Genomic DNA, 26,492 nt, shown 5'->3' on the forward strand with positions numbered 1-26,492 from the left:
CCGGTCGCAACTACCAGTTGCTGGGGTTGAGGGCCTGCCCGAGGGTCTGGCCAAAGCTCGCGAAGTCGCCGCCGAGCGACTCGAACGCGTCCGCGATCTCGTCGGTCGTGTAGCCGAGCCCTTGGAGCACGGTGTTGACCGCGTCCGGCGCGAGGCCGAGCGCGGTGTTCAGGGCCGAGCTGATCTGGGCGATCCCGAACCCGGCCGCGTTCAGCGCCTCCCCGAGCGCGCCGCTCGTGGCGCCGTAGGCGGTCTGCAGCGCGCTCGCGACGTCGTTCGCCCCGGTCCCGAGCGCGTTCGTGAGCGCCTGCGCGGCCTCGTCGATCCCGAAGCCCGCCGCGTTGAGCGCCGAGGCGATCTCGCTCGCGGTGGCCCCGTACGCCGTCGACAGCGCGCCGGCGACGGCGTCGGCGGTGGCGCTGTACGCGGAGGCGAGGTCGCTCGCCGCGGCGTTCATGTCCGTGCCGACGTCGTGCAGGATCTGCGCCGCGTCCTGGATGCTCTGGCCGAACGCCTGGCGGAGGACCGCCGCGGCGCTCGCGACGCCGGCGATGATCCCGTTCGCCAGCCACTGGGCCCACTTCGTCGCGTCGGCGATCACCGACGCGAAGATCTGCTCGGCGTCCTGCACGATCTCCTGCTCGATCGCGCTGAGCACGTCGGAGATGCGGGAGATGTCGATCGCGACCGTGAACGGGCCGACGGTGGGGTCGAGGTCCTGGAAGTGGAACCCGGCGGAGGCGGTGATGTCGACGCTCTGCGCGTTCGCCACCACCGCGAGCGTGGCGTTGCAGCCGGCGTCGATCGAGATCGTCCCGAGGTCGGCGCCGAGCACGTTGGGGAGCGGGACGTCGAGCTGCAGCCCGTAGGAGAAGGCCGCGTTGAACGTGCCGGAGTCGACCAGCACGCAGCTCATGGTGCCGCTCAGGATCGTGCCGAAGTCGAGCTCGAACGACGCGCCGGTGGACGTGATCTCCGCCGACAGCGACTCGTTGACGATGTCGAGCAGGCTGACGCTGATGCCGAGCGACAGGTACGGCGAGCCCGCGGTCGTGAGCGACAGCGACGGCCCGCCCGGCGGCACCAGCTGCTTCGTGGTCGCGTTCGCGATCGCGTCCTTGTCGGCCTGCGTCTTGGGGATCTGGTTGTTCGGGATCGGGTTGCCGGCGCTGTCCACGCGGATCGTGACGCCGGGGCCGTTGCCGGTCAGGTGCAGCGGCCCCAGATCCAGCGGCGCGGCCGTCAGCTCGGCCTGGGCGCCGGTGCTGGCGTCGAGCTCGACGTCGCCGTAGAAGGACCAGCCCAGCACCGAGAGCGCACCGCTGAAGCCGAACTGCATGTGCGTGAGCGAGCCGTCGGGCAGCGTCACCGGCTCCATCGGGTTCTCGACCCACGTGAAGGAGAGGTCGCTGATGCTGATCGGGATGCCGACGTCGACGCTCGAGTTCGTGAACACCGTGATGACGTCCGACAGCGTCATCTGCGGCACCGAGAACGCGACGTAGAGCGGGTTCGGCACGTCACCGTCGAGGCCGCAGACGACGACGAACGTGTCGTCGTCGAGATCGACGTTCACCGAGCCGTCGCCGAGGTGGAACTTGCCCTCAAGGCCGAGCGCGAAGGACGATGGCTCGAAGAAGATCCCCATGCCGACGCCGAACTCGTCGAAGTGCACGCCGGGCATCGTGGGCGGCGTGAACAGGGTCTGCCCGTCGCCGTCGATCACCGCGCCCACGGCCGCCTCGACGTTGTCGACGGTGAGCGACAGGTCGGCGCTGAACTGCGGGCTGCCGAAGATCGAGAACGGCATCGTCGCCTTGGCCTCGAAGACGACGAACTTGAACAGCGGCGTGATGTTCAGGCTCACGGTGGGCTGCTGGAGCTGCGCGGAGTCGGGGAGATTCAGCGTCGGCAGCGTGCACGTGATGACCGTGCTCAGCGCGCTCAGGCCGACGTCGTGGTTGAACTGGACCGTGGCGTGGACGGTCGGCGGCGTCGGCAGCAGCGACTGCACCCCGGCCACGAGGCCGTACGGCAGCGTGGTGAGGTCGATGTCGCAGCTGAACAGGAAGACGTCGTTCGCGTCCGAGCACGCGAAGTTGGACACCTCGACGTCCGGGAGGCCGCTGGGCCAGGTCCCGCCCCACAGGCTGCAGAGCGTCTGCAGGCTGTAGGTCGCGCGGTCGGGCGGCTGGTTCGCGGTGCGCGCGCGGGCGGCCACGGCCATCAGGTAGGAGGCGACCGTGCAGGTCGAGTAGGTGGCGTGGGCCGTGAACCAGGCGGTCATGGCCGGCACCGGCTGGGCGGCCTTCAGCGCGGCCTGGAACGACTGGGCGTCCGGGTCCTCGGGGTGCGCGGCGAGCCAGTCGAGCAGGCCGTTGGTGGTCGCCATCCGCGCGACGTCGTCGGAGGTCACGGCGAAGGTCGACGCGGCGAGCCCCATCGCGACCTCGCGCGCCACCGGCGCGTTGTTCGCGTCGTAGACGAGGTACGCCGAGATCGGGCCGTGCAGCGGGGTGAGGCTGCCGCTGCTGCCACCGCCGGGGACGGTGGCGAGCAGCGTCTGCGTCCCGAGCATGGCCTCCTGCCCGTTTGCGCCCGGGTCGTCGTCGAACGAGTCGTAGACGGTGATGCTCCCGGCGAGCTGGTTGTTGACGGTCACCGGCGGATACTGCGTGGTCGTGGGATCGGTCATGGCGGCGGCTCCCGCTACTCGACGATCTCGGTGTCGGAGTCGTAGTCCGAGTCGCCGGACTCGGTCTCCTCGGACTCGGACTCGGCCTCCTCGGCGGCGTCTTCCATCTCCTCCGCCTCGGCCTGCTCGGCCTCCGCTTCCTGCTGCTGCGCCTGCGACATCTCGGAGTCGACGGCCTCCTCCGCCGAGCTCGCGTCGATGTCCGTCTGGACCACATCGGTCTCGACCTGCTTGAAGTCGCCGCTCTGGCGCGCGTCCGCGAGGTCCTGCTCGGCCTGCATCACGTCGCCCTCGGCCGATTCCAGGTCGGGCGTGACCTCGACCTCCGCGAGGTCCTGAAGCTCTGACCCGGTCTCCGCGAGGCTGCCTTCGATCGCGTCGCCCTGGACGTCGTCGAGCGCCTCCACCTGCTCGGCCTTGACCGCGTCCTGCGTCGCGGGGATGTCCGCGGCCTCCGGGACCTCGATGCCGGAGCCGGCACGCGCCGCCTCGGCCTGGAGCTCGGCCTGGCCGCTCTGCTCGACCTCGGCGGCCGTGGCGTCGGCCTCGTCGATCTGCTCCTGGGTGGGCGGCTCGCCCTCGTTCTGGTTGGTCTCGGCATCCTCGAGCGCTTCCTTCTTCGCGCCGAGCTTGCTCTTGAGGAAGTCGAGCGCCATCCACAGCCCGACGAGCTTCTGGAACGTGCCTTCCAGGCTGTTGAAGTCGGTCGGCATCAGGCTCTTGAGCCAGCTCTTGACCGCGTCCTCCGGGGCCTGGTCGACGCCGATCACCTTCGTCCCGTTCAGCGTGCCCGTGAGGATCGGCCACAGCGTCGAGTCGGCCGGCTTCTGCGTGTACGTGCTCTTGAGCGCGTACGAGCCGATCAGGCAGATCGACGGGTTGTCCGAGCTGGCGTCGTTGACGAAGGCGCCGTTCGAGAACGTCAGGTTCGTCGAGCTGCCGGAGGGGTCCGTGAACACGATCGTCATGCCGCTGTTGGGATCGGTCGGATCGGCGACCGCTCGCGGGGAGGACGGCGCCGTCAGCACGACCTTGCCCTGCGAGGAAGGGGTCTTGCTCTTGTTGGCGCCCTGCGCGTCGGACGTCGAGTACAGGTAGTAGGTGCGGCCGAGCGTGCCGGCGGCGATCGTCGAGCTCAGCCCCCACGTCCACGCGAACGTCTTCATGTGGGTGCTGACCGCGATGTAGCTGCCGAGGTCCAGGCCCTGGAAGCTCTTGGTGCTGTTGAAGTAGTCGGCCACGGCCTGGCTGATGCCACTCGCGGTGCTCTGCCCTTGCGCGCCGCTCATCGCGGTGTTGAAGCCCTTGGCCAGGTCCGAGCCGGGGTAGGCCATCAGGTTCTGCACGAACGTCGCGGCCTTGACCATGTTCGCCGCGGCCGCCGCGGTCGCCTCGATCGCGGGGTAGCCGATCGGGGCGGTGAAGCTGACCGCCTCCGACACGTTCATGACCGGGAACAGCCCCGTCGGCGACGAGAGCAGCAGCTGGTAGAGGTAACTCGGCTGCGGGCCGGTCTTCTTGGGGTCGGTGTACGTGTCGTTCAGGGTGACCGTGTCCGAGGCGCCGGCCGCGAGCGTCGCGGCGCCCGAGCCGAGCGGCAGCACTTTCAGCTGCTGCTGGTAGCCCTGGTGCGCGGTGGCGGCGGAGGTGTTGCTGGCGTCGACGACGACGAGCGGCTGGCCCGCGCTGTTGGTGATCTGGCAGGCGGTGTTAACGGCAATGGTGGTCATTTCACGCTTTCTGGTAACGGGGGAATCGCGCACGCGGCAGCGGCCGGCGCGGGTGTGCAGGTGTGGTGAAAACAAGGAGTGGTGTAAGTGACATGCGTGATTGCCCTCGGTCACTCTTGACCGTGGTGAGAAATGCACCTCCATTGGTTGGATTGCGCGGCGCGAGGGTGACTCGAAATCCGGTCACGTGCGCACGGTTGCTCCTCTGCGGGCATGCAAATGCCCAGCACACGAAGCATCGGCATCGACCCATCGGCACCGCATAGAAGAAGCGATACAGATGTATGAACCGATGCGGACGATACCGATCGGCGGCAAGTGCGCAAGCCGGGTTTTTCGCTGCTCGGAGCGATAGTTTGAATGCACAGTTTTAAGTTAAATGGATTTTCCCGGGAGAAGTGCAACCATGCCCTTCGTGGCGACTTTGGGACTGTTGTTCAAGTACTGACACGCCGCTCAGAAGCGGGGATTTCGGTCTTGACGAGTCACGGTAAGTAGGCTTCACTCCCGCTTCCGCTCGGTCCGGCTGGCCGGCGACGACGTTCTTGGTTTCAGCCACGGCAAGGAGCCAGATATGAGTGAATGGAAGCCGTCCACCGTGCTCGGTGGGGCGGTGTGGGCTGCCGGGTTCACCTATGACCCGGAGCAGGACATCATCTACTCGCGGATGGACGCGCTCCAGCGCAAGTTCGGTTACGCCTGGGGCTATGACAACGCGGCGCTCGGCATGAGTGCGGTGATCGATTGCGAGCCGATCTTCTTCGACCACGGCGGCAAGCACTGGATGATCGAGCTCTGGAAGGGGCAGTACGGCCTCGAGACGGGGTGCGAGGTCGGTGTCTACTCGCGCGCGATCAACTCGGCCCCGAACGTCGGGTACCAGCTCCTGGACGCCACGGTCGGCCGGCGCCCGGGCGACGACGACCCGGCGCACAACCTGTTCTACGACTGCGCGAGCGACGACGACCGGTTGTTGATCGAGCTCACGCTCTACCGCAACGGCGAGCGCCTCTTCTCGCGCGGGCCGGAGCGGCACTGGTGGCTGACCGGCTTCAAGTGGGGCGTGCTCTCACGGCCGGAGGAGCTGGCGGTGGACATCCGCATCGGCTTCCCGGGGCGGGAGATGCGCGAGGCGTTCGAGCAGGCCTTGCGGGCGCGTGGCCACACGGACCTCACGGTCGATGGGGACACGGTCGCCTTCCGCTTCGAGCAGGCGTTCGCGCCCCAGCCGCGCGCGGCCGTCCCGCAGCTCGTGGAGCTGGCGATGCAGGCCAACCAGCGCATCGTCGAGCGCTATCGCAGCCTCGGCGCCGCGTCCAACGATCCCAACCAGGTCCAGGCCGAGTTCCTGCTGTTCGGCGGGCTCGGGCTGCTCCGCGCGGCGGACGTCTACGGGCGTCTGGCGACGCAGGCCGGCCTCGAGCTCGGCCACGCCGCGCGCGAGGTGATCGACGACCTGGCGCGCTTCTTCGGCGTGGCCACGCAGGTCGCCCGCGAGTGGTTCGCGGCGGCGCGGGAGGAGCTGTCGTCCTGGCTGACGTCGGTTCAGCGCGATCTGGGCCTGGCGATGGACTACGCCTGCGTCGTCGAGATCGACAACCGGGAGGGTCCGTCTGACCTGCTGCTGGAACGCGCCGACGCCGAGGCGGGCACCTACGCGATCGCTCCGCCGCAGTGGATTCCCAAGGGCGACGTCGGGCGCTTCGTCATGCAGGACACCAAGCTCCAGCCCACCGGGTCCGGCGGCTCGGTGCGCTACCGCCACTGCCTCAACGGGATGCAGGTGCGTGACGCCTCCCTGGCCTACAGCTGCCCCTTCGGCTTCTGGACCTCGAACGTCGTCTCGGTGTCCGGGCAGTTCGTCGTGCGCGTCAAGACCGGCAACGGCGAGTGGCGCGAGTCAACGCCGCGGTCGGGCCATCCCCTTTACGTCAAGTTCGTCGCGGTCGCCTGAGCGCCGCAGCTAAGGAGAGTCACATGGGCACCATGTTCGACACGGTCGGCGATCTGTCGGAGACCTTCAAGGGCCTCGAGGTCGAGGCGGTCGCGGCGTACGTCAACGGGAAGTTCGCGAACGTCGCGGCGGCGAAGGCCAAGTTCCCGCACGCGCATCTGCTGGAGATCGACGTCTCCGGCCAGGGCGTCGGCAACGCGGGCGACTTCGAGGCCGGCGACATGCCGTACCGAGAGGCCGGCACGTGGGCGCGCAAGCGCATCGCCCACGTCCACCGTCCCGTCGTCTACTTCCAGGTCTCGAGCTGGACGAGCGTGATCGAGGCGCTCGGCCCGTTGCGCGACCAGGTGCGGCTCTGGACCGCGCACTACACGGGGCGGCCGCATCTGTGCTCGTCGGCGTGCGGCTTCGGCGTGCATGGGACGGCGGACGCGACCCAGTGGGGGTCCGCGCAGGCGCGCGGGACGCTCCCGGGTGTCTACGCCAACCGCAACATCGACGTGTCGATGACCAGCGACACGTTCTGGGCGGTCTGATGGCTCCGAGGACGCGCGAGGCCGTGGTCACCGCCGAGCTCGGCGATCTCCTGAGCGAGGCGGGGGTGTCGATCAAGCTCGGTAAGACCGACCGGCACGTGGTCGTCGTGGCCGAGGCGCCGTGTTGCTCGCACGCGGGCGGCCGGGCGGTGTCCGGCCGGGCGGGGGCCGTCGCCTCGGGCGGTGACGGCCCGGTGTTCCAGCCGGCGTTCAACACCGCCGAGCACGCGATCATCGTGTCCGGGCTCACGCTGCAGACCGAGGCGGCGCGCGTCGACGCCGCCACGACCGCCTTGCCGATGGCGCAGGTGGCGGTCTCCGGTTGCTCGCCGACGCAGGACGTTCCCGCGACCTATTCGCTGACCTACGGCCAGCTGATCGCGCTCGGCGGCGACTTCTACGGCGACCCCGCGCACCCGGTCTGCAGCGCGCCGGACCCGGTGTGCCAGTTCGCCCGCAACTTCAACGGGATGGGCGGCGCCCAGGCGGAGGTGCAGGCGATCCTCGCCGTGGCGCAGAAGTTCGAGTTCGGCCCGATCAGCTCCGCGGTCCGTGACGGCCATCAGCCGTCCGGCGTCTACGCGGGGTTGGGGACCTCAGCCGGGCATGTCGTTCCAGACGAGGACCGGGCCTTCGACAAGGCGACGGGGGGAACCACGTTCCGCAACGGCCGCTATCTCAACCTCGCCTCGACCAACTTCGACCACTTCGGCGTCGACGCGATCGCGGCCTACACCGCCGGGCACCGGCTGGCCCAGCAGACGGCGGCGGCCGCCAAGGCGATCGACGATCCCGGCTCGCGCGCGCAGGCGCTGTTGACCGCGTACGCCATCAACGCGTTCTCGGACCACTTCCTCACCGACCTGTTCGCGTCGGGGCACATGCGCACGCCGCGGCGCAAGCTCTACGAGTCGGCCGACACCGATCTCACGCGCATGGGCGCGAGCCTGTGCGCCAAGCAGATGCACGACGAGGACAACAAGTTCGGCCTCTGGGTCACCAACTCGGTGGGGGACCGCTGGGTCGCGTACGGCGATTCCCGCTACCGGGACACCTACAACGCGGCCGGCCGGGTGATCGCCAAGCGGGCGGTCCAGCAGTCGATGGATGACGTCTGGGACAGCTTCGCCGCGGGCGGCGTGACCGACACCGACGCGCTCGGGGTGCTCAAGTACGTCGCCAGGCTGGTCCGCGAGGTCGCCGCCGAGCCGACGGCGGATCAGCACCGCGACGACCCCAACAACTGGTCCCCGCTGTTCTGGTGGGATCCGTCGAGCAACATGGTCATGCGCCGCAACGCCCTGCTCGACCCGTCGGATCGCACCTTCTGCAAGCAGGGCCTCTCCCCGTGGACCTGGGGCATCACGTCCACGGTCGCGAAGATGAAGGGCTCGCCCATCCGCATGCCCAAGCGCATGTACTCGACCTACCCGCCCGACGAGACCGGCCCGAACGGCGAGCTCGGCTGGCCGCCACTCCCCGGCACCGAGGACGGCCCGACCGGCGCCGCGGGCCCGACCCTGACCGAAACACCGTTCACCTGGGCCGTCGACGGCTCGCCCGGCGTGTGAGACGGAGGAACCATGATCGAAGTCAGCATTCTCACGGCCCACGGCGAGCCGATCGGCGAAGGGCTCGTCTTCCAGCTCGCGGCGCGCGGCAAGGTGCTCGCCGAGGCGACCACCGACCAAGCCGGCGTGGCGGCCTTCGACCTCGACGCCGGCCGCCGGCGCTCGATCTCGCTGCGCCATGTCCCGCCTGCGCAGGAGGAGTGAGGCCCGGCCGAAGGTCAGGTGAGCGCCGCGACCAGCGCGGCGAGGTTCGGCGTCCCGAGCCCCGTGACCATGTCGTACCCGGGGCCCGCCGCGTAGCCGCCGTTGGAGCCGCTCGTCACGTCCCGGAACGCCGCCGTCCCCGCCAGCGGGTACAGCAGCGGACCCAGGAAGGGGAGGGGAGGCTTGCCCACGTTCGCGCGCGCCTCGTTCAGGCGCGCGCAGAACCCCGCCCAGATCGGCGTGGACCAGCTGGTCCCGCCGATCGGCTGGCGCATCCCCTCGAACACCGACAGCCCGCCGGTCTCCGGATCCGCGACCAGGCTCACGTCCGGCACCAGCCGCTCCGTCCCGTCCGGCACGCCCGCGCCCTGCTGCCACGCGGGCCGCGGGAAGACCGCGCTCTTGCCGCCGCCGCTGCCCGACCACGCCGTCTCCTCGACGACCGTCCCGTCCTCGTCGAGCCGCAGCGTCGTCCCGCCGACCGCGATCACGTACGGGTCGGACGCCTGGTACTCGACCTGCAGCGCCCCCGTCGCGCTCTGCCCACCCGCGTCCGGCATCGCCCCCGCGTCCCCACTGGCCACGAACACGTTCACGCCCGCCGCGGCGAGCCGGAGGAACTTCTCATGCTGCACCGCGATCTCCGCATGCGCCGAGCCGAAGTTGCTCTCGCCCAGCCCGAAGCTCACCGACACCTGCCGCATCCCGGGCACCTCGGCGAGGTCGTCGATGATCCGATCCAGCGCGTGATCGATCGACGCCGCCGACAGCGTCCCGGCCGCGTACAGCCGGACCGTCGCCCCCGGCGCGACGCCGCTCGCCCACTGGACGTCCAACGTCTCCTCACCCTCCGGCGCCGGCAGCGGCTGCTTGCCCGCGAGATTCACCTTCGTGACGCGCTTGAGCGTCGCGGGTTGCCCGTTGGCGCTCCAGAACGCCTTCAGGTCGCCGGCGTCGGGGAACGTGTCGATCAGCACGGCAATCACCTGACCCGTTCCCGTAGCCTCGAGCTCGCGCGCGCCGTACGCGGCGAGGACGTCTTCGACCAGATAGCCGTCGGGCCGCTTCGCGTGGGGGCGGGTCTCCGTCGTCGTGTGCTCGTGCTTGCGAGCCTGGCGGTGCGGCTGCAGGCCGATGATCGCTCGCACGTCCCGCGCGAGGTCCTCCGGCAGGCTGGGCGCGTTGCGCGCCGCCGGATGCGTCCTCCCGCGGCGCGTGACGGTCGCGAACTCGACCTTCAGGCTGCGCTCGATCGTGTCGAGCGGGGCCTCGGCGTACACCGACGTGTTGTCGGCGCTCACGTGTTTGATCTCGAAGCCCTGGCTCTTCAGCCAGTCCGTGAGCTTGGCGACGGTGTCGTCCGGCAGCCCGAAGTCGTTGCTCAGCGCCTCGGGTGCGATCACCTCTCCGCGGGCGACGGCCGCCTCGAGCGCGTGTCGATGCTCGGCGGGAACCTTCAGCGCGAAGTGCAGCTTCAGGCGCTGGGACGGATCATCTGGCCGCGACTGGGCGTGGTCCGGAAGCGGAGCGACGCTGTCGTGGAGAACCGTACGGTCGACCATGCCGCGACCGTACCAGTGATCTTGAACGTGCTAATAACGCAACTTAGTAGAAGTCTCCACTGGTGTCGCGCTGCGGGGTGGATGTTCGCGCTCGGTGGGCGACACGCGGATTATGATGGCGCCCAACCGCTCATATTTTGGCTCTGTAGAGCCAAGTACGGTCGGGTAAACCATGTCCCGAAGGGGTCAGATTTGCCGTGTCGGGGACACGGTTCGGGACACGATCTGGTGGAGCACAGATTCGGTGTGATCACGTCTGCTCGACGGCGCGCTGTAATCAGTCGGCTCAAGTCGGAGCCGGTGTTGTCCGATATGGTCTACGTTGACCTCTCAGGACAACATCCGTACTATGGATCGCATGGATCAACCGCCTCTCCACGATCTCCTCAGAGGTTTGCGCGAGAGCCGGGGACGAACGCTGCGACAGGCTGCGCGAGATCTCGATTTTGATCCGGCGTATCTCTCTCGGGTTGAGCGAGGCGAGAAGCCGGTGTCGGGTGATCTGCTACAGCGCGCGTCGAACTACTACGACGTGCCCGAAGAGCTGCTCTCGCTTTCCCGCGGGGTTGTTCCTCAGGACATAATTGCCGTCCTTCAGCGCCACCCCGAGCTGCTGCTTGAGTTGAGGGAGCGATTTGGAGCCAGCTGAAATCGCCTTGTTCCTCGGCGAGACGCTCACAGGCGGCTATAAGCCTGCGGCCTTCCTTTCAGCGGGAGCATTCTGTGGCGCGTTCGAGGCCGTGGATCCTGCCTCGGGCGCTGCCGTTGCCATCAAGCTGCGCAAGGTCAGTCGACCGAGCCCGGATGCGGATCGCGAGTTCCGCGACGAAGTTGCAATGCTCAGGCGGCTGAACGGCTGCGACTGTGTTGTAGACGTGCTCGACAGCGGTCAGCACACCATCAACCTGCAGCATCCGGCGACCGGTGGCCAGTTCCCGGTCACGGCTGAGTTCGCGGTACTCGAACTTGCCGCCGGGTCGCTGACGCAGTTGCTGCTCGCCGCCCCCGATCTCGGCTGGCCCGAGCGCCTGAAGCTGTTTCGGGACGTTGTGAAGGGGATCCATCAGATGCATCTCCGCGAGATCGTCCATCGTGATCTCAAAGCCGAGAACGTCTTGCTCTTCGAGCAGCCGTCTCGAGCGAAGGTCGCGGACCTCGGGCGAGCACACGACACCAGTGAGCCCCCGAGGTTCGCCGTTGAGGCCTATCTCATGGGTCGTGGCGACCCACGTTTCGCCCCGCTCGAGTTCCTTTGGGGGCAAGGAACGCAGGGTCGAGACTCGCAGGCGCTCGCTGATCTCTATTTGCTCGGCTCGCTTTTCTTCGAGGTCGCTACGGGGGTTGGCATCACGGCGTTGATAACCAACGACCCACTGGCGATCATGGGCGCAAATGTACATCTGACGGAAGCTGAGAGAGCCGAGGCCTGGCGGCATGCAATCCCTTGGTTGCGGGATGGGTCTCAGAACGCTCACGAGACGTTCGCGCTGCAAGTCCCGGCTCCGATCCGGCTGCGCGCGACGGAACTTTTGTCGCTGCTGACGGAGCCGGCTCCCAACGCGCGCGTCCCAAGTCCGCGCGGCGGGAAACGACAGCACGGGCCATGGAACCTCGAATGGATGCTGGCCTGGGTTGACAGCATGCGACGGGTCATCGACCCAACGCAGCGACGCGCCTACTTGGCGGGACGTCCCCGAACCACGAAATCATCTCGTCCTCGAACCCGAAAGCTATGAACTCCGCTTTGGATATCCCCGAGCAGCTCGCAACGCCATTTGCGTTCCGCGCTACGGGACCGACCCTGTTCGGAAGTGAGCTGCCTCGGCCGAACAACACCGAGCAGAACCAGCCGCCGAGCCACCTCGTCGAGGCGCGTCGCCTCGTCGACCGTCACCCAGACAGTGCGATCGCGTGGGCGCGGCTCGCGCAGTCTGCCCAGGCGAGCGCCGACATCGAGCAGTCCCTCGATGCTGCCGGCAAAGCGCTGGCCATGGGTATTAGTCAGCTTTCGCGCCCCGCGATTCACGCAGCGGTGACCGTCTTGGCCTCTTACGGCCGCACGGAGACCGTCTTCCAGGCGCTGCAAAGCCACGGGGCGAACTCGATCCCCAACGACTTGCGACTCTGGATGGCGATTGAGACCAAGGACGAAACCTGCATCGAGCAGATCGTTTCCGAGGCGCAGTCACCAACAGCGTTGGTGACGCGCGGTTGGGTTGCGATTACCAGAGGGCGGTACCAAGACGCGATCCGGGACCTGCGAGCGGCCCAGGCAACTGGTGCGACCGGTCCGGGGCTCTTGATGAATCTCGGGTATGCGCACGCGGCGGTTGGCAACCTTGAGAAAGCCATCAAAATCACACGTCAGGCGGCTGCGCTTGCCCCCAACGACCGGGGAATCAGCCTCAATCTCGCTGGCTTTCAGCGCGCGCTCGGTCATCACGAGGCCGCCGTCGACGAGATCAGGCGCGTGGCGGGCGCTCGTCCGGACATCGAGCTCGCGCTCGTGTTGGCTGATTTTTTGCTCGAAGCTGGAGAGGCTGGAAAGGCACACGATGTGCTTCAGCGGGTGCGTACATCACGAGAGTGGGCGCATGCCGACCGAACGCGCCGAAGCGAACTCGAGGCGAATCTCGCGTTCCTGCGCTGGAGCACACGGCGGCAGGACCGCACCGCGACGCTTGCAGTGGTACTCCGCGCGCTTGCCAGCTGCGAGCACAGCAGCCTCGCGATCGGAAACCTGCTGATGAATCTTGTTCGAGACCCGCCAGAGGCGCCTGTGCTTGCCGCGGAGATCGCGCGGCTAGCGACAAAACACCCGGAAGACAGTCTGTTGAGCCTGCGCTTCCACCACGCCGTTGTCATGCGTGACGCGCATGCTGCCGCGGCGTATGCGTGTGCCTGGGCTGAAAGTGACATCTTTAACTCGACCGCCGCGTCGCTCGCGATTCACCTTCTAACAGACGCTGAAGGCCGGGCACCAGAGGCAGCGGAACTTGGGTTGAAGGCGATTCGGCGCGCTCCCGCCGACCCCCTTCTGCTCAACAACACCGCCTACGCACTATGTCTCGCCGGGCGTCCCGCTGAGGCAAAGCGCCTGATCGCGAGCACGAAGACCGCCGCCGGACAGCGTGTGGCTCTTCGGGCAACCGAGGCGCTAGCCGATCTGATGCTCGGCAACTGCGAGCAGGGGCAAGCCGGATATCGGGAAGCGCAGCGCCTTGCCCGTGAGCAAGGACGACCTGACCTCGAAGCGTTGGCGGCGCTGAACATGGCCCTGGCGATGCGCCGCGCACCCGGATGTAAGGACGAGATGGAGCTTCCCACAATCCCTGAGCAATGGAAGGAGTCACCGACCTTTTGGATGGTGTCGCATCGCGTGAGGCGGGAGCTCGATGTCGATTCTGGAGAGCGGTAGCGTGTCCGGACCCGCTGCCGCGTCCCAGGCGGCAGCACATCGCTGAGGCATGCGCCGGTCACGCGACCGGAATGCCAAGTCGGTTCGGGTCATGAGTCCAAGCGGCGATCTCCTCGAGGAATTGCCACACGTCGCCAGCACCAGGTGGGACATAAGTCTCTGTTCCCAGCGTTCCTAGTCGCACCAGCATTTCGGTTACCCAGCGCTGCTTGTTGGTGACACCGAGTGGCGGCAGCCAGTTCTCGAGTTCTCCCACAGGAACCACGAAAACGCCGTACTGTGCGAGTTCGGCGAGGAACGCGCGCACGGTTTCGCGCGGCGCTGCCTCGAGAGCATTGAGCCCAGCGCGTTTGATCCTGTACGGAGAGCCGTCCCCACCAACTCGACCAGCGCCCGCTAGAAGATTCCCGCACGCTGATCGACGCTGGTTCAGCGGGCCGGCTGTTCCGTCCTCGAGACCCAACGCACCGATGATGGCGCTCCAGCCGGAGCCCTCGATCAGGGTTTCCAAATCGACGACCATTGCGGCAGGGATCCCCAGACGTCTCAAGGGCGCGGCGATGGTGGGGATGGTCTGCCAGTTCTGGGCGTTGAGGAAAGTAGTGTCATCGGAACCGGTACGGTGTTCTGTCGCAAGTAGTCGGCGATTGATCTCCTCGTAAAACGCTCGGTCCGAATCTGCTTCGCATACAACGGTTGCCCGTGAGAACAACGCACGGAGTGCCTCGGCCGACCTTAGGAGCGGGTCTCGGGTCAACGCCGCAACGTCCGTGCCTCCAAGGACGCGCGCAGTCGCCACACCGGACTCGTATGTGAGCCTCACGATTGATGTATCGGGGACTTCGGAGACGCACCCCATCAAGAACTCTGCGCTGTGGGTGGCCGCAACCAGGCTTGCTTGCCGTTCGCGAGCGACCTTCGCGAGATCCCCGCCGAGGCGGCGTGCCAGGGTCGGATGCAGGTACGCCTCCGGCTCGTCGACCAGCAAGACCCTGTGGGGAAGACTGAACACGGCGACGACGAGTCCCGTGTAGATCTGGATGCCATCGCTGAACGATTGGAGCGGTACCGCGGCTCGGTGGTACGCGATGACCTCCGGTGCGAGGCTGTCGACGGGACTCTCGGGCGGCGGTTGTTCGCTGAGGGACATCGACAGCGACGGAAGATCCGCAATGTTCACGACGAAGTGAAGGCCAGTGGCGGCGAGGATGAGGTCGCGGACGCGACGGTATTTCCCGGGGTCGCGCCAGACGGCCATGACTGCGCTCGAAGGGCCGCGATCAAGCGATGTGACTTGCCGAGGGTCCGCAAGCGCAAACCGCTGCCGGCCGTCGAGACGCATACGGAAGTGCTGCATGATCATGGTTCGACAAAACTCGCCAAACTCGAGACCGAAGATGTTGATCAGCTGAATCGCGACTTCGCCCGGGCCTACGCTTGCGCCCGGCATCCCTTGCGTACCAACGGCCTCAGGTTGGAAGCTGTAGATCATCATCTGCTGATCGCTGAGGATCTGACCGGGGACTTCTCGCTCGGCGAGTTCGGCGCGTAGCTCCTCCTCGTCTGCTGGCCAGTCCGCGCTCGCGGCGGCGAGCACGTCTCCACCGGGCCACGGCGTCACCGGCGGAACCTGTCCACCCGTACTCCACTGTTCGAGTTCTTTCAACAGCAGGCTCTTCCCGCTGTTGTTCGGCCCCACTACTACCGTCACATAGCTTGGCTCGAACTCGGTCGGGGGTTCGCTAGGCGCTGCGCCCGCGCGAAAGCGAATGCTTGTGAGGCGAAATCGTCCCGGCATCCGCTAAGCGTAGAAGAAGCAATTTGAACTTGCTGACTTCTTGATTTGGATGGCGCTTAGCAAGCCATGCGTCCGGTGCGTCGCGCCCGCTTCTTCGCTCTCATGACCCGTAGCGAGGCGCTCACCCTCGGCGATGAACTCGCGAAACGACGACAGCGCACATCAGCTGCGCCGCGGTGCGGGGCGGGTCAAGCTCCTGGCCTCGCTAGTTCAAGCCGCCCGTGTTGAGATTGGCGCGCGCGCCGGCCCCGGGGCACCTCCCACTTCTCACGATCGTGTCGGCACGTCGGTTGTCTCCGGTCCTTAGGCTCCCTGCATGTTCGATGCGTGGCGGCCATGACTTGGGCACATTTCGAGGAGAAGGAGTTCGAGGTCGCGGCTGCGGTTGAACTCTCGCACGCCCCGTCAGGCCCCGGGTACGTGTTCTCGTCTGGGCAGGTGCTTGAGGAACTGTTGGGCTACGACGCCGCCGTCGCCCCGCCGATCGGCCATGTCGTGTGGCGTGTTCTGGGTGTGCGGAGACCGCGTGGCGTCGTGCTTATCCGAAGTCTCTGGGAACTCGGCCGGCGCCCGCCGGCGAGCCGCTTGCCGACCGTTCCCGTAAGCCTTGTCGTCCAGTACAAGCGCCCCGAGCATCTGCGCGGTGCTCGGGCGAAGCAGTGGGGGCTCTGGCACGCTCCCTACTTCCGGTTCACAACCGCACCTCGTCAGCAGGCCGTGCTGCTGCGACTGCATAAGCAGCTCGGCGCAGACGCACTGGTCCGCTACGCGTCCCCAGCCTTCTGGAGTCAGGGTGATCTCGAGGCCGCCATCGTCAGTCGCTCCGTGTTGACTCAGACCGGCTTTGTAGGCCCTGATCGCCTGGCTGGGCACCGCGTTTGGACCTACGTCGGCCCAGGCCAGGATGGTCTCGCCAATCCGACTGGCCGGCGAACTCGATTCGAGTCGTTCGACGATCTGCGATCAGCTCGCGAGCGGTCCGCCGTTCCGCCGCCCGTTGGCGGCGAGCTTGTCCTTCGGCAATCCGTCGAGTCCCATCTGAAGCGGGTAGCAGCGGCGGCGCGGGAGCGCGAACCGCAGCTGCGAAGGTCGGTGGTTCGCTGGGCGGGGGACCTACAGCGGGAGGTCCCTGAGTTGGGGCCGACGCAGCGTGAAGCGATCGTCGATCTTGCGACCATAGTCACGGTTGTAGCGGCGTACGGAGCGTCGTGGCATCTGATTTAGGCCCTCCGAGGAAATTGGCGACAGGGACAGTCGCGTGGGCCAGCTCGACGGGTCGAGCGCCGCGGAAGTGGACTGCGACTCGGCCGCTTAGACCGGGTCACGCGAATTCTGGGCGCGGCGAGCGGGACGTCAGCGTCGTCTGAGGGGATCAGATGGGATCGTCTTGCTGCGCTCGACGGCGGTGAGCACCCCGGTGTCGACTATCGCTCGGGCCCCGGGTCGTCGACCAGTGCGTCATCGGCGAATCGGCGCAAGTCGCGCAAGTCGTCTGTCCACTCGTCATCGGGCGGGTGCTGCGTCATGACGCGACGTAGATCGGCGCCGGTGCCATTTCGCGCGGGGGGTGAGATGGTCGCGACCACGCGGCCGTGGCGGACCACCCTGAAGGTCTGGCCGCGATGCTCGACGGCGTCGAGCACGTCGGCGAACCGCTCGGTTGCTTCTGCCGCGCTGATCTCGATCACGAAGCTGATTCTCGGGCGTCGCTCGGCGATTTCAAGCTCGCAACGGCACGGTGCCCGAATCCATCCCTGCACAGGTCGTCGCCCGTGCTCGTCGACCTGACCCGCTGAGGCTTTATCAACCAGCACCGCTTCCGGCACCGGCACCGGTGATCTCGGTCTCCTGATCCCAGATCACCGCTGCCATCTTCCGCTTCTTGACCTCGAACCCCTGCCTCTCGTCTTTCCGACCTTTGCCTCCCATCCCAGTCCTCGACTCCTGGACCTCTTCAGGACTCCGCAAACCCGCTGGCCCAGACTTCCATCCCTGGAACGAATTCCGACCACCCTCACTCACCAACGCTCTTTCCGGTGGGTGCGGGTGGTCGGATTTTGAGGAAGGGTCTCTTTTGGCTGGGTCAGCGGGTTTGCGGCGGTTCTACTCGTTCTCCCGGCGAACGAGTAGCCGAACGATTAGAAGCGACCAGGGGAGGGGGAAGGAACGGGCGGATCGAGCGTCGCCGCAAGCAGCGGATCGGGCTCGGCGGCCGCGAATGCGGCGGCCACGAGTTGGGCGTCTTCCGCGCGTGGGGAGTAGTGCAGGTACTGCATGGTCGTGTCGACGTCCGCGTGGCCCATCCACTCCTTGACCTGCAGGATCGAGGCGTTGCGGATCATGGTCGTGCCGAAGGTGTGGCGGAGGTCGTGGAAGCGCAGCTCGCGCAGGCCGGCGGCCTTGAGCGCGAGCTTGTAGCGGCGGTAGAGGGCTGAGCCGTCGAGGTAGCCACCGTCGATGCCGGCGAAGACGACGTTGTCGTCGCTGTCGCAGAACCCGCGGCGACTCAAAGTGTCGAGAACTCGAGCGACGTCCGGCGCCATCGGGACGGAACGGACCTTGCCGCTCTTCGGGGTCGTGAGGTGGCGCTCGCTGTAGGAGGCTCGAACCCGGATGTGGTGGCCGGCGAAGTCGACGTCGCGCCAGGTCAGCGCGATGAGCTCGCCGCGGCGGAGACCCGTGAAGGCGGCCGTGAGGTAGATCGCCGCGTCCTGCTCGGAAGAAGCCGCGCGCACGAGCGCGCGGACCTCCTCGGGCGTGAAGACGTTGATCTCGCCTGAGCGCTTGAGCTGCCTCGGCTTGTCGACGTCGCGGACCACGTTGTGCTGGATGCGGTGGCGCTTGCCGGCTCGACGCATGATCCCGTGGAGCACCGTGAGGACCTTGATCTTGGTCCGGTTGCTCATCGAGAGGCTGGCCTTGAAGACCTCGACGTCCTCGGCCGTGAGGTCCTCGACCTTCATGTCGCCGAAGGCCGGGAGGATGTGGACGCGGATGATCGAGGCGTAGTCGCGGAGGGTGGTCGGCTTCCTCTGCTGGTCGCCTCGTAGCCACTCCATGTACTCGTCGCAGGCCTGGGCGATGGTCTCGCCGGTCTGCACCATCCCTGGCAACGTGCCGAGGCGCGCCTGGTCCAGGACGTCGCGTAGCCACGCCTCGGCCGTGCGCTTGGTGAAGTGGCCCGCTGTTGGCGCCCGCGCAGCGTCCAGGCCGAGCCGATGGTGCGCTGGATCTGCCGGCCGTCGGGCAGGCGGTATTTGGCCCGCCAGACGGGACCTCGTGCAAGTTCTACGCGGAAGACGTGGCCCGAGATCGGGCGCGGCTTCCGGTTGCGGCTCGATACGGCAGCCATCAGCTCTTGAATCGGCCGAGAATCGAGGTCCTGAAGGCGCTCACGAGTGCAAACGCTACGGCAAAGTTCGGGACATATTCGGGACACGGTCGATGCCCATCGAACTATCTAGACGACCCGAAACAGCTACTTTGCAGGGATAATGAGGATGCAGTGAGAGCACTCGAACCCACGGCACGCGGATTATGATCGCGACGCCCTCAGACGGCTCGCGGCGGCGGGCAAGATGGAGCGCATGAGGCAGTCTCCGATCGGCCACGTTCGACCAGCGTCGAAAGTGCATGGAAGGGGCCAGACGCGGATGGATGAGCATCCGCTCATTCGGTTCGTCGATGGTCCAGCGGGCTGCCGCGCTCGGCTTGTGGGCACGGGCAAGGACGTCTGGGAAGTCGTGGCCACACTCCACGACAACGGGGACGAGATAAATGCCACAGCGGAGTACCTCGGTGTCTCAGCTGAGCTCGTGAACGCAGCGGTGGCGTACTACGAGGCCAACCGCGACGAGATCGATGACCTCATCGCAGACAACGAGCGCATCGCCAGAGAAGCGCGCGCCGCGTTCAAGTCGAACTAGTCAGACGCGGCCTGGCCGGTGCGACGGGAGGCCGCGAGGCGGTCGAGCGCGTCGATGCCCACGCAGGCCAGATCGAACGGCTTGCCCGCTTCGACGAGGAAGTCCCAGAGCTCCGGGCCGTGGTCGGCCGGGAGCAGGATCTCGAAGGCGTCGCGGGCCTCGCGAAGGATGAGGCCGGAAGGCGTGAGGTCGACCTCGTTCAGCAGCTCGGAGGCACGCGGGCCGATCAGGCCGATCGCCGCGTAGCCCGAGGTGCGGACGTGGGCGGAGATGTCGCCGTAGTGCTCGAGCACGTCGGAGACCTCAGAGGCGCCCTCGGCTTCGCTGCGGACCAACGCGCGATCCGGCGCGATGAAGGACGCCCAGACCAGGGGCCCGAGCTCGGTCAGGGCCGTTTCGATCGCGACGGGGTCGCCGCGGAGCTCGAAGGTCTCTCGGTCGGAGCGGTCCGCCAGGCCGACGGACGTTCGGCAGACGGCTTCCTCAGCTCCGATCGAGGAGCCGAAGTGCGCCGGCACTCTGCGGCCGTGGCGCTCGGCCATTGCCGCTCCGTGGTTGCGTGCGACCGTCTCCAGCGGGCTCGTTCCCATTGTCCTGGCGACGATAGCCGTCCGCGCGCGAATATGCCGCAGCGGCGAAACCCGCGGCGACCAGTGCGGCGATCCCCCCGGCGACCAACCCGGCTCGGGGGCCCGCGACCTCGGCGAGCCAGCCGACCAAGGGGGCGCCGATGGGCGTGGAACCCAGGAAGACGATCGAGTAGAGCGCCATCACGCGACCGCGCATGACCGGCTCGACCGCGATCTGCAGCGAGCTGTTCACGCCCGCGGCGAAGGTCACGGACGCTGCGCCCAAAGGCACCAGGGCCAGGATCTGAAGCCACAGGGTCGGAGCAGCAGCGGCGGCCAGCAAGAACACGCCGAACAGCAGGGAGGACACCACGAGCAGGTTCCCGGAGACGCGCCCACGCGCGCCCGCGGCCAGTGCGCCCATCACCGAGCCCACGCCCATCGCCGCGGTCAGGCCGGCGTAGGTCGCCGCGGTGCCGTGCCAGGTGAAGTCCGCGAGCAGCGGCAGGAGCACCTGGAAGTTGAACGAGATCGTCCCGACCAACGCCATCATCGCCAGCGGGATCCGCAGCTCGGGCGTTCGGGCGACGTACCGCAGGGCGGACCGCAGCTCGCCGCGCGCCTTCACCGCCAGCTTCGGCGTATGCAGCTTCGACGGGTCCATCGTCCGCAGCGCGATGAACATCGCCAGGAACGACAGCGCGTTGACGGCAAAACAGGGCGCGATGCCGACCAAAGCGATGATCGTCCCCGCAGCGGCGGGTCCGAGGATGCGCGAGCAGTGAACCACCACAGAATTCAGAGCCACCGCGTTCAGCACCCGATCCGCGCCCACGATCTCGACCACGAACGACTGCCGTGCGGGGTTGTCGAGCGCGAGGATCGTTCCGCGCACGAGCACCAAGGCCAGCACCATCCAGGGCTGCGCCGCGCCGGTCAACGCCAGCACGAACAGCGTCACGGCGGGGACCATCATCGACAGCTGCGTGATGGTCAGCAGCGTCCGCTTGGACATCCGGTCGGCGAGGAGGCCGCCCCAGGCGCCGAACAAGAGAATCGGCAGGAACTGCAAACCCGCGGTCAACCCCACCGAGACACCCGACCCCGTCAGCTTGACCATCAGCCACATCTCGCCGACGATCTGCATCCAGTTGCCGGTGATCGAGACCACCTGGCCGGTGAAGTACTTGCGGTAGTTCGGGACTCTCAGCGAAGAGAAGGTGCGCTCGAGCGTGGCCGTCACTCGTCGAGCACCCGCTCCAGGATCTCGGCGGCGCGATCCAAAATCACCAGGTCCTCAGGCGACAGGGTCTCCAACCGCAGGGCGAGGAATGCGTCCTTGCGCTCACGCACGGCGTCGAGCAGCTCGAGGCCGACCGGCGTGGCGGCGACCAGGGAGGACCGGCGATCGGAAGGATCGGCGGTGCGCGCCACGAGCCCGCGCTCTTCGAGCAGTGCCAAGACACGTGTGGCGGTCGGCCGCTGGATCTTCTCGCGCGACGCGAGCTCCGACGGCGTCAAAGGCCCGAAGCGGGAGATCGTCGCCAGCGCGGCGACCTGCGTGGGGGTGAGATCTCCATTCGCCTCCTGACGCATCCGCCGCGCGAGCCGGGTGAGCACCGGGCGCAGGCGGTGCGCAAGGTCGGTGGTGGAGATGGTTCGCATGGCTAATTAGCTTAGCGAACGATCTCGCTCCTGCCAGGATGCCGACCGTGCTGATCTCGGTGCCGAACGTCTCTGAAGGCCGCGACCAGGCCAAGCTCGACCGCATCGCGCAGGCGTTCGCGCCCGTGTACTGGTCCAGCGACGCCGATCACAACCGCGCGGTGTTCACGCTCACGGGCGAGCCGGGGTCGCTGCACGAGCAGGTCCTCGCGGGCGCGCGGGTGACACTCGACGAGATCGACCTCACGCACCACCGCGGGCTGCACCCGCGGGTGGGAGCGCTGGACGTGGCGCCGATCGTCTACCTGCGTGAGGAGGACAAGGGCGCGGCGACCGCGGAGGCGCTCGTGCTCGCCGACGAGCTCGGCCGGCTCGGCATCCCCGTCTTCCTGTACGGGGAGCTCGCGGGTGGGCGAACGCGAGCCGAGCTCAGAAAGCCCGGCGGCCTGCAGAACTTCACGCCTGACTTCGGACCCAGCACGCTCCACCCGACGGCCGGCGCGACGCTCGTGACGGCACGCCCGCCGCTCGTCGCGTTCAACGTCGAGATCGACGCGCCCCTGGCCACGGCGAAGGAGATCGCGCTGCGCCTGCGCAAGGACCTGGACGTGCGCGCGCTGGGCCTGCAACTGAGCACCGTTACGCAGGTCTCCACGAACATCGAGGACCACACGCGCGTGACCATGGCGCAAGTGGTCGCGGCGGTCCGTGAGCACGCCATGGTCACCGGCGCGGAGCTGGTCGCGCCCGCCCCACGGGCCGCTCACAAAGACTTCCCCGAGGACGTCCCGCTCCGCGGCCCGGAACCGCTGGAAGATCACCTATCCTCGTAGGTTCCATGGCCCAGACGAAGCGCAAGAGGCGGACCAAGCACCGGGGCAACGCCGCCGGGGCGATCGAGAGCCGCGGCCGGACCGGTCGCAAGCCCACTCCGGAAGAGCAGAAGCAGTCCGTGCGCGCGCAGGCGCGTGAGCGCCGCGTGTCGAAGCCGCCGACCTGGAACAGCGCCGCGCTGAAGGCGCTGATGATGGCCGTGCTGCTGTTCGTCCTGACCCAGGTCGGGATCTTCGGCGGGGACACGACGATCCAGCAGGGCGTCCTGCTCGCGGCGATGGCGATGCTGATCTACACGCCGCTCGCCTACGTCACGGACCGCTGGGTCTACAAGAAGAACCTGCTTCGGGCGAAGCAACCCAAGCGCTGATGGAAGCACGCTGGTTGAGCGTCGGGCCGGTCCAGGAGAACACCTGGATCGCCCGTCAAGACGGTTCGGACAAGGCGCTCCTCATCGATCCCGGCGACGAGCCCGAGAAGCTGCTCCAAGCGCTCGCGGACCTGGGCACGACGCCCGAGGCGATCCTCATCACCCACTGCCACTTCGACCATGTCGGAGCGGTCAAGGCGATGGCGGAAGCCACCAAAGCGCCCGTCTACTGCCCAGCCGGCGAGGTCTTCATGCTGGAGGACATCAACTCGTTCGCCTTTCCCGGCCTGACGTTCGAGAACTACACGCCGGAGCACACCGTCAAGGACGGGGACAAGCTGCACCTCGCCGGGTTCGAGATCGACGTCATCGGCACGCCCGGCCACAGCCCGGACCACGTCACGTACTCGATCCCGGCCGACAAGGCCATCTTCTCCGGCGACGTCCTCTTCCAGGGCTCGATCGGCCGCACGGACCTGCCGGGCTGCGACCACGCGACGCTGATGGCGAGCATCCAGAAGCTGCTCGACACGCTCCCGGACGAGACGGGCGTCCTCCCGGGCCACATGGAGCCGACGACGCTCGGCCGCGAGCGCCGGTCGAACCCGTTCCTGAACGAGCTCGCGCGGCCGTGAGGAAGTTCCAGACCCCCGAGGGCACGTACGACGTGCTCCCCGACCGCGCGGTCGAACGCGACCGGCTCGAGCAGACCGCGAAGAAGGTGCTCGAGCGGGCGGGCTACGGCCGGATCGAGACGCCGACGTTCGAGTCCACGGAGCTGTTCGCGCGCGGTGTCGGCGCGGCGACGGACGTCGTCCAGAAGGAGATGTTCACCTTCGGCGACGAGGAGAAGTCGTTCACGCTGCGTCCCGAGGGCACGGCGCCGACCGTTCGCGCGTACATGGAGCACGGCATGCACAAGCTGCCGCAGCCCGTGAAGCTCTGGTACCTGTCGTCGTTCTTCCGCCGTGAGAAGCCGCAGGCCGGCCGCTTCCGGCAGTTCTGGCAGATCGGCGCGGAGGCGATCGGCTCGCCCGATCCCGCCGTCGACGCCGAGCTGATTGTGCTGCTCGCGGAGCTCCTGGAGGCGATCGGTGCGCGGGACACCAAGCTCGTGATCGCGACGCTCGGCCAGCCCGACGCTCGCGCCGCCTACCGCGAGGAGCTCACGGCCTACTTGCGCGCGAACGAGGACCAGCTCTCGCCCGAGGTCGTCAGCCGCATCGACCTCAACCCGCTGCGCGCCTTCGATGCCAAGCACGAGAGCACCCAGCGCGTGATGGCCAACGCCCCGCGTCTGATCGACCGGCTGCCGCAGGAGGACCTCGACCACTTCGCCGCGGTACAGGACCTGCTGCAGGCCGCCGATCTGGCCTACGAGGTCGACACGACGCTGGTCCGCGGGCTGGACTACTACACGCGGACGCTGTTCGAGTTCCAGTCCGGCGCGCTCGAGGCCGCCCAGAACACGCTCGGTGGCGGCGGTCGCTACGACGGTCTGGCCGAGGTGCTCGGCGGCGCGCCCACGCCCGGTGTCGGCTGGGCCGCGGGGGTCGAGCGCATGCTCATGGCTTCGACGCAGCCGCCCGCGATCGAGGCGCCCGTGGACCTGTTCGTCGCCTACCCGCCCGAGCACCGGGTCGCCGCGTTCAAGCTCGCGAGCGACGCCCGCCGTGCCGGCCACAGCGCCAGACTCGAACTCGCCGGCCGCAGCATCAAGGGCCAGCTCAAGCAGGCTTCGCGCATCCGGCCCCGCTACGTTGCCGTCTTCGGTGACGAAGGCGTCCAGCTGCGCGACCGCGACGGCGGCGAGGACAAGGTCGTCGCCCCGGAAACCGTCATGCACCACATCAGAGGATCGCTGTGAGACCACCCCGCGCCAACCTGTACCGCGACGCCTGGGCCGGCGAGCTGGATGCCGGGCGGGTGGGTGAGCACGTGCGCGTGGCCGGCTGGGTCAACCGCCGGCGCGACCACGGCGGCGTCATCTTCATCGACCTGCGCGACCGGTCCGGGATCGTCCAGCTGACGTTCCATCCCGAGTCGCCGTCGTTCGCGCTCGCGGAGAAGCTCCGGCCCGAGCACGTGCTGAGCGCCACCGGCGAGCTCGTCAAGCGCGACGAGCGCAACGTGAACCCGAACCTCAAGACGGGCGAGATCGAGCTGTCCGTCGCCGAGGCCGAGCACCTCGCGGAGTCGCTGACGCCGCCGTTCCCGATCGACGAGGACGGCCAGGTGGACGAGATGATCCGCCTGCGCCACCGGATGCTGGACCTGCGTCGCGAGAACATGCGCGACTCGATGATCCTGCGCCACACGGTCAACCGCTCGATCCGCGACTTCCTCAACGCGAACGACTTCCTCGAGATCGAGACGCCGATCCTCACGCGCTCCACGCCCGAGGGCGCGCGCGACTTCCTGGTGCCCGCGCGCCTGAACCCGGGCGCGTTCTACGCGCTCCCGCAGTCGCCGCAGCTGTTCAAGCAGCTGCTGATGATGAGCGGCTACGAGCGCTACTACCAGATCGCCCGCTGCTTCCGCGATGAGGATCTGCGCGCCGACCGCCAGCCCGAGTTCACGCAGCTGGACCTCGAGATGGGCTTCGTCGAGGAGGAGGACGTCCTCGGCACGATCGAGGGCCTGCTGCACCGCGTCTTCGAGGACGCCGCGTTCCCGGCTCCGCCGCCACCGTGGCGCCGGATGCCGTACGACGAGGCGATGCTCAAGTACGGCTCGGACAAGCCGGACCTGCGGTTCGCGCTGGAGATCTCCGACCTCGCCGAGGCGGTCGCCGACACCGAGTTCCGCGTCTTCAAGGGCGTGCTCGAGGGCGGCGGCGTCATCCGTGGCTTCAACGCGGGTCCGCGCGAGGCGTCGCGCAAGATCGCCGACGAGCTGACCGAGGTCGTCAAGCGCTACGGCGCCGGCGGCCTGGTGTGGGCGGTCGTGGAGGAGGGCGGGACGTGGCGCTCGCCGGTCGCGAAGGCCCTGAGCGACGCCGACCGCGCCGCGATCGAGCAGGCCCTGGAGGCCAAGCCGGGCGACCTGCTGCTGATCGTCGCGGACGCGCGCGCGAGCGTCGCCGCGACCTCGCTCGGCGAGCTGCGGCTGGAGATCGCGCGCCGCTACGACCTCATCCCGGAAGGCCGCCACGAGCTGCTGTGGGTCGTGGACTTCCCGATGTTCGAGTACAACGACGAGCAGAAGCGCTGGGACGCCCTGCACCACCCGTTCACGGCGCCCACCGGCTCCTTCGACGACCCCGGCTCCCTGCGCTCGCGCGCGTACGACATCGTGCTCAACGGCTCGGAGATCGGCGGCGGCTCGATCCGTATCAACCGCCCCGAGGTCCAGCAGCAGGTGTTCACCGCGCTCGGCATCTCCGAGGAGGAGGCGCAGTCGCGGTTCGGCTTCCTGCTGGACGCGCTCCAGTACGGCGCGCCGCCGCACGGTGGCCTCGCGCTGGGCATCGACCGGATCGTCGCGATCCTCGCCAACCGGGACTCGATCCGCGACGTGATCGCGTTCCCGAAGACGGCTTCGGGGTCGGATCCGCTGACCGGCGCGCCCGCGGGCGTGGACGGCCAGCAGCTGAACGAAGTGGGCATCAAGCTCACCGTTCCGCCTCCGGTGTAGACCCTAAGCGACTCAACCTCCGGT

The 26,492-nt window shown here is 67.8% G+C and carries 23 protein-coding genes; 14 read left to right on the forward strand and 9 right to left on the reverse strand.

The features are described 5' to 3' along the window. Window positions 1–10: 10 nt before the first annotated feature. Both OJ997_RS00630 and OJ997_RS00635 read right to left on the reverse strand, forming a co-directional pair. On the reverse strand, window positions 11–2,695 hold the full coding sequence (locus tag OJ997_RS00630; RefSeq protein WP_270023049.1) for a hypothetical protein: 2,685 nt from the start codon (window positions 2,693–2,695) through the stop codon (window positions 11–13). A 14-nt stretch (window positions 2,696–2,709) separates the two neighbouring features. Beyond that, complete coding sequence (locus OJ997_RS00635) at window positions 2,710–4,425, reverse strand: hypothetical protein (protein WP_270023050.1); 1,716 nt, start codon at window positions 4,423–4,425, stop codon at window positions 2,710–2,712. Window positions 4,426–4,999: 574 nt separating this feature from the next. Here OJ997_RS00635 and OJ997_RS00640 point away from each other — a divergent pair. The 4 genes from OJ997_RS00640 to OJ997_RS00655 are packed head-to-tail and all read left to right on the forward strand — an operon-like array spanning window position 5,000 to window position 8,690. Beyond that, complete coding sequence (locus OJ997_RS00640) at window positions 5,000–6,379, forward strand: DUF4474 domain-containing protein (protein WP_270023052.1); 1,380 nt, start codon at window positions 5,000–5,002, stop codon at window positions 6,377–6,379. A gap of 23 nt (window positions 6,380–6,402) precedes the next feature. After that, the gene (locus OJ997_RS00645) at window positions 6,403–6,915 is read left to right on the forward strand and encodes a hypothetical protein (RefSeq protein WP_270023053.1); all 513 of its coding nucleotides are present in this window, start codon (window positions 6,403–6,405) and stop codon (window positions 6,913–6,915) included. After that, window positions 6,915–8,486: a hypothetical protein gene (locus OJ997_RS00650; protein ID WP_270023054.1), complete on the forward strand. Its 1,572-nt coding sequence runs from the start codon at window positions 6,915–6,917 to the stop codon at window positions 8,484–8,486. Before OJ997_RS00645 ends, OJ997_RS00650 begins: the two co-directional genes overlap by 1 nt. 12 nt (window positions 8,487–8,498) lie before the next feature. Further along, the gene (locus tag OJ997_RS00655) at window positions 8,499–8,690 is read left to right on the forward strand and encodes a hypothetical protein (protein WP_270023055.1); all 192 of its coding nucleotides are present in this window, start codon (window positions 8,499–8,501) and stop codon (window positions 8,688–8,690) included. A gap of 14 nt (window positions 8,691–8,704) precedes the next feature. Here OJ997_RS00655 and OJ997_RS00660 read toward each other — a convergent pair whose 3' ends face one another. After that, complete coding sequence (locus OJ997_RS00660; RefSeq protein WP_270023057.1) at window positions 8,705–10,252, reverse strand: S53 family peptidase; 1,548 nt, start codon at window positions 10,250–10,252, stop codon at window positions 8,705–8,707. A 358-nt stretch (window positions 10,253–10,610) separates the two neighbouring features. Here OJ997_RS00660 and OJ997_RS00665 point away from each other — a divergent pair, with 358 nt between their 5' ends. From OJ997_RS00665 to OJ997_RS00675, 3 genes are read left to right on the forward strand one after another with little or no spacing between them, the layout of a single operon-like run. Then, window positions 10,611–10,901, forward strand: a complete 291-nt coding sequence (locus tag OJ997_RS00665; RefSeq protein WP_270023058.1) for a helix-turn-helix domain-containing protein — start codon at window positions 10,611–10,613, stop codon at window positions 10,899–10,901. Further along, entirely contained in the window at window positions 10,888–11,988 is a 1,101-nt protein-coding gene (locus OJ997_RS00670) for a protein kinase family protein (RefSeq protein ID WP_270023059.1), read from the forward strand. The genes OJ997_RS00665 and OJ997_RS00670 overlap by 14 nt, the downstream gene beginning before the upstream one ends. Next, window positions 11,985–13,670: a tetratricopeptide repeat protein gene (locus OJ997_RS00675; protein WP_270023060.1), complete on the forward strand. Its 1,686-nt coding sequence runs from the start codon at window positions 11,985–11,987 to the stop codon at window positions 13,668–13,670. The genes OJ997_RS00670 and OJ997_RS00675 overlap by 4 nt, the downstream gene beginning before the upstream one ends. A 58-nt stretch (window positions 13,671–13,728) precedes the next feature. On the opposite strand, the gene OJ997_RS00680 is transcribed toward OJ997_RS00675, so the two are convergent. Then, on the reverse strand, window positions 13,729–15,468 hold the full coding sequence (locus tag OJ997_RS00680; protein ID WP_270023061.1) for an AAA family ATPase: 1,740 nt from the start codon (window positions 15,466–15,468) through the stop codon (window positions 13,729–13,731). Window positions 15,469–15,795: 327 nt separating this feature from the next. Between OJ997_RS00680 and OJ997_RS00685 the strand changes: the two genes are divergently transcribed. Then, a complete protein-coding gene (locus tag OJ997_RS00685; protein ID WP_270023062.1) occupies window positions 15,796–16,692 on the forward strand; it encodes a hypothetical protein in 897 nt (298 codons plus the stop codon). A gap of 200 nt (window positions 16,693–16,892) precedes the next feature. Here the strand turns inward: OJ997_RS00685 and OJ997_RS00690 are convergent, their stop codons facing one another. Continuing rightward, on the reverse strand, window positions 16,893–17,156 hold the full coding sequence (locus tag OJ997_RS00690) for a type II toxin-antitoxin system Phd/YefM family antitoxin (RefSeq protein WP_270023063.1): 264 nt from the start codon (window positions 17,154–17,156) through the stop codon (window positions 16,893–16,895). A gap of 450 nt (window positions 17,157–17,606) precedes the next feature. Further along, window positions 17,607–18,572, reverse strand: coding sequence for a tyrosine-type recombinase/integrase (locus tag OJ997_RS00695; RefSeq protein ID WP_270023064.1), 966 nt, complete (start codon window positions 18,570–18,572; stop codon window positions 17,607–17,609). Window positions 18,573–19,121: 549 nt separating this feature from the next. On the opposite strand from OJ997_RS00695, the gene OJ997_RS00700 reads away from it, so the two are divergent. Then, window positions 19,122–19,394, forward strand: coding sequence for a hypothetical protein (locus OJ997_RS00700; RefSeq protein WP_270023065.1), 273 nt, complete (start codon window positions 19,122–19,124; stop codon window positions 19,392–19,394). On the opposite strand, the gene OJ997_RS00705 is transcribed toward OJ997_RS00700, so the two are convergent. Genes OJ997_RS00705 through OJ997_RS00715 form a run of 3 tightly spaced genes read right to left on the reverse strand, consistent with a single transcriptional unit; the run spans window position 19,391 to window position 21,628 of the window. Next, window positions 19,391–19,936, reverse strand: coding sequence for a hypothetical protein (locus tag OJ997_RS00705; protein WP_270023066.1), 546 nt, complete (start codon window positions 19,934–19,936; stop codon window positions 19,391–19,393). The two genes, OJ997_RS00700 and OJ997_RS00705, sit on opposite strands and share 4 nt — an antisense overlap. Beyond that, entirely contained in the window at window positions 19,878–21,206 is a 1,329-nt protein-coding gene (locus tag OJ997_RS00710; protein ID WP_270023067.1) for an MFS transporter, read from the reverse strand. The genes OJ997_RS00705 and OJ997_RS00710 overlap by 59 nt, the downstream gene beginning before the upstream one ends. Then, the gene (locus OJ997_RS00715; RefSeq protein WP_270023068.1) at window positions 21,203–21,628 is read right to left on the reverse strand and encodes a MarR family transcriptional regulator; all 426 of its coding nucleotides are present in this window, start codon (window positions 21,626–21,628) and stop codon (window positions 21,203–21,205) included. The genes OJ997_RS00710 and OJ997_RS00715 overlap by 4 nt, the downstream gene beginning before the upstream one ends. A 38-nt stretch (window positions 21,629–21,666) precedes the next feature. On the opposite strand from OJ997_RS00715, the gene OJ997_RS00720 reads away from it, so the two are divergent. Genes OJ997_RS00720 through aspS form a run of 5 tightly spaced genes read left to right on the forward strand, consistent with a single transcriptional unit; the run spans window position 21,667 to window position 26,468 of the window. Continuing rightward, on the forward strand, window positions 21,667–22,461 hold the full coding sequence (locus tag OJ997_RS00720) for a hypothetical protein (RefSeq protein WP_270023069.1): 795 nt from the start codon (window positions 21,667–21,669) through the stop codon (window positions 22,459–22,461). A 5-nt stretch (window positions 22,462–22,466) separates the two neighbouring features. Continuing rightward, complete coding sequence (locus tag OJ997_RS00725) at window positions 22,467–22,832, forward strand: hypothetical protein (protein ID WP_270023070.1); 366 nt, start codon at window positions 22,467–22,469, stop codon at window positions 22,830–22,832. After that, entirely contained in the window at window positions 22,832–23,467 is a 636-nt protein-coding gene (locus tag OJ997_RS00730; protein ID WP_270023071.1) for an MBL fold metallo-hydrolase, read from the forward strand. The genes OJ997_RS00725 and OJ997_RS00730 overlap by 1 nt, the downstream gene beginning before the upstream one ends. After that, window positions 23,464–24,699, forward strand: a complete 1,236-nt coding sequence (hisS, locus tag OJ997_RS00735; protein ID WP_270023072.1) for a histidine--tRNA ligase — start codon at window positions 23,464–23,466, stop codon at window positions 24,697–24,699. Before OJ997_RS00730 ends, hisS begins: the two co-directional genes overlap by 4 nt. Then, complete coding sequence (gene aspS / locus OJ997_RS00740; protein ID WP_270023073.1) at window positions 24,696–26,468, forward strand: aspartate--tRNA ligase; 1,773 nt, start codon at window positions 24,696–24,698, stop codon at window positions 26,466–26,468. Before hisS ends, aspS begins: the two co-directional genes overlap by 4 nt. Window positions 26,469–26,492: the final 24 nt, after the last annotated feature.

Source organism: Solirubrobacter phytolaccae (assembly GCF_027587195.1).
In the GTDB taxonomy this organism is placed as follows: domain Bacteria; phylum Actinomycetota; class Thermoleophilia; order Solirubrobacterales; family Solirubrobacteraceae; genus Solirubrobacter; species Solirubrobacter phytolaccae.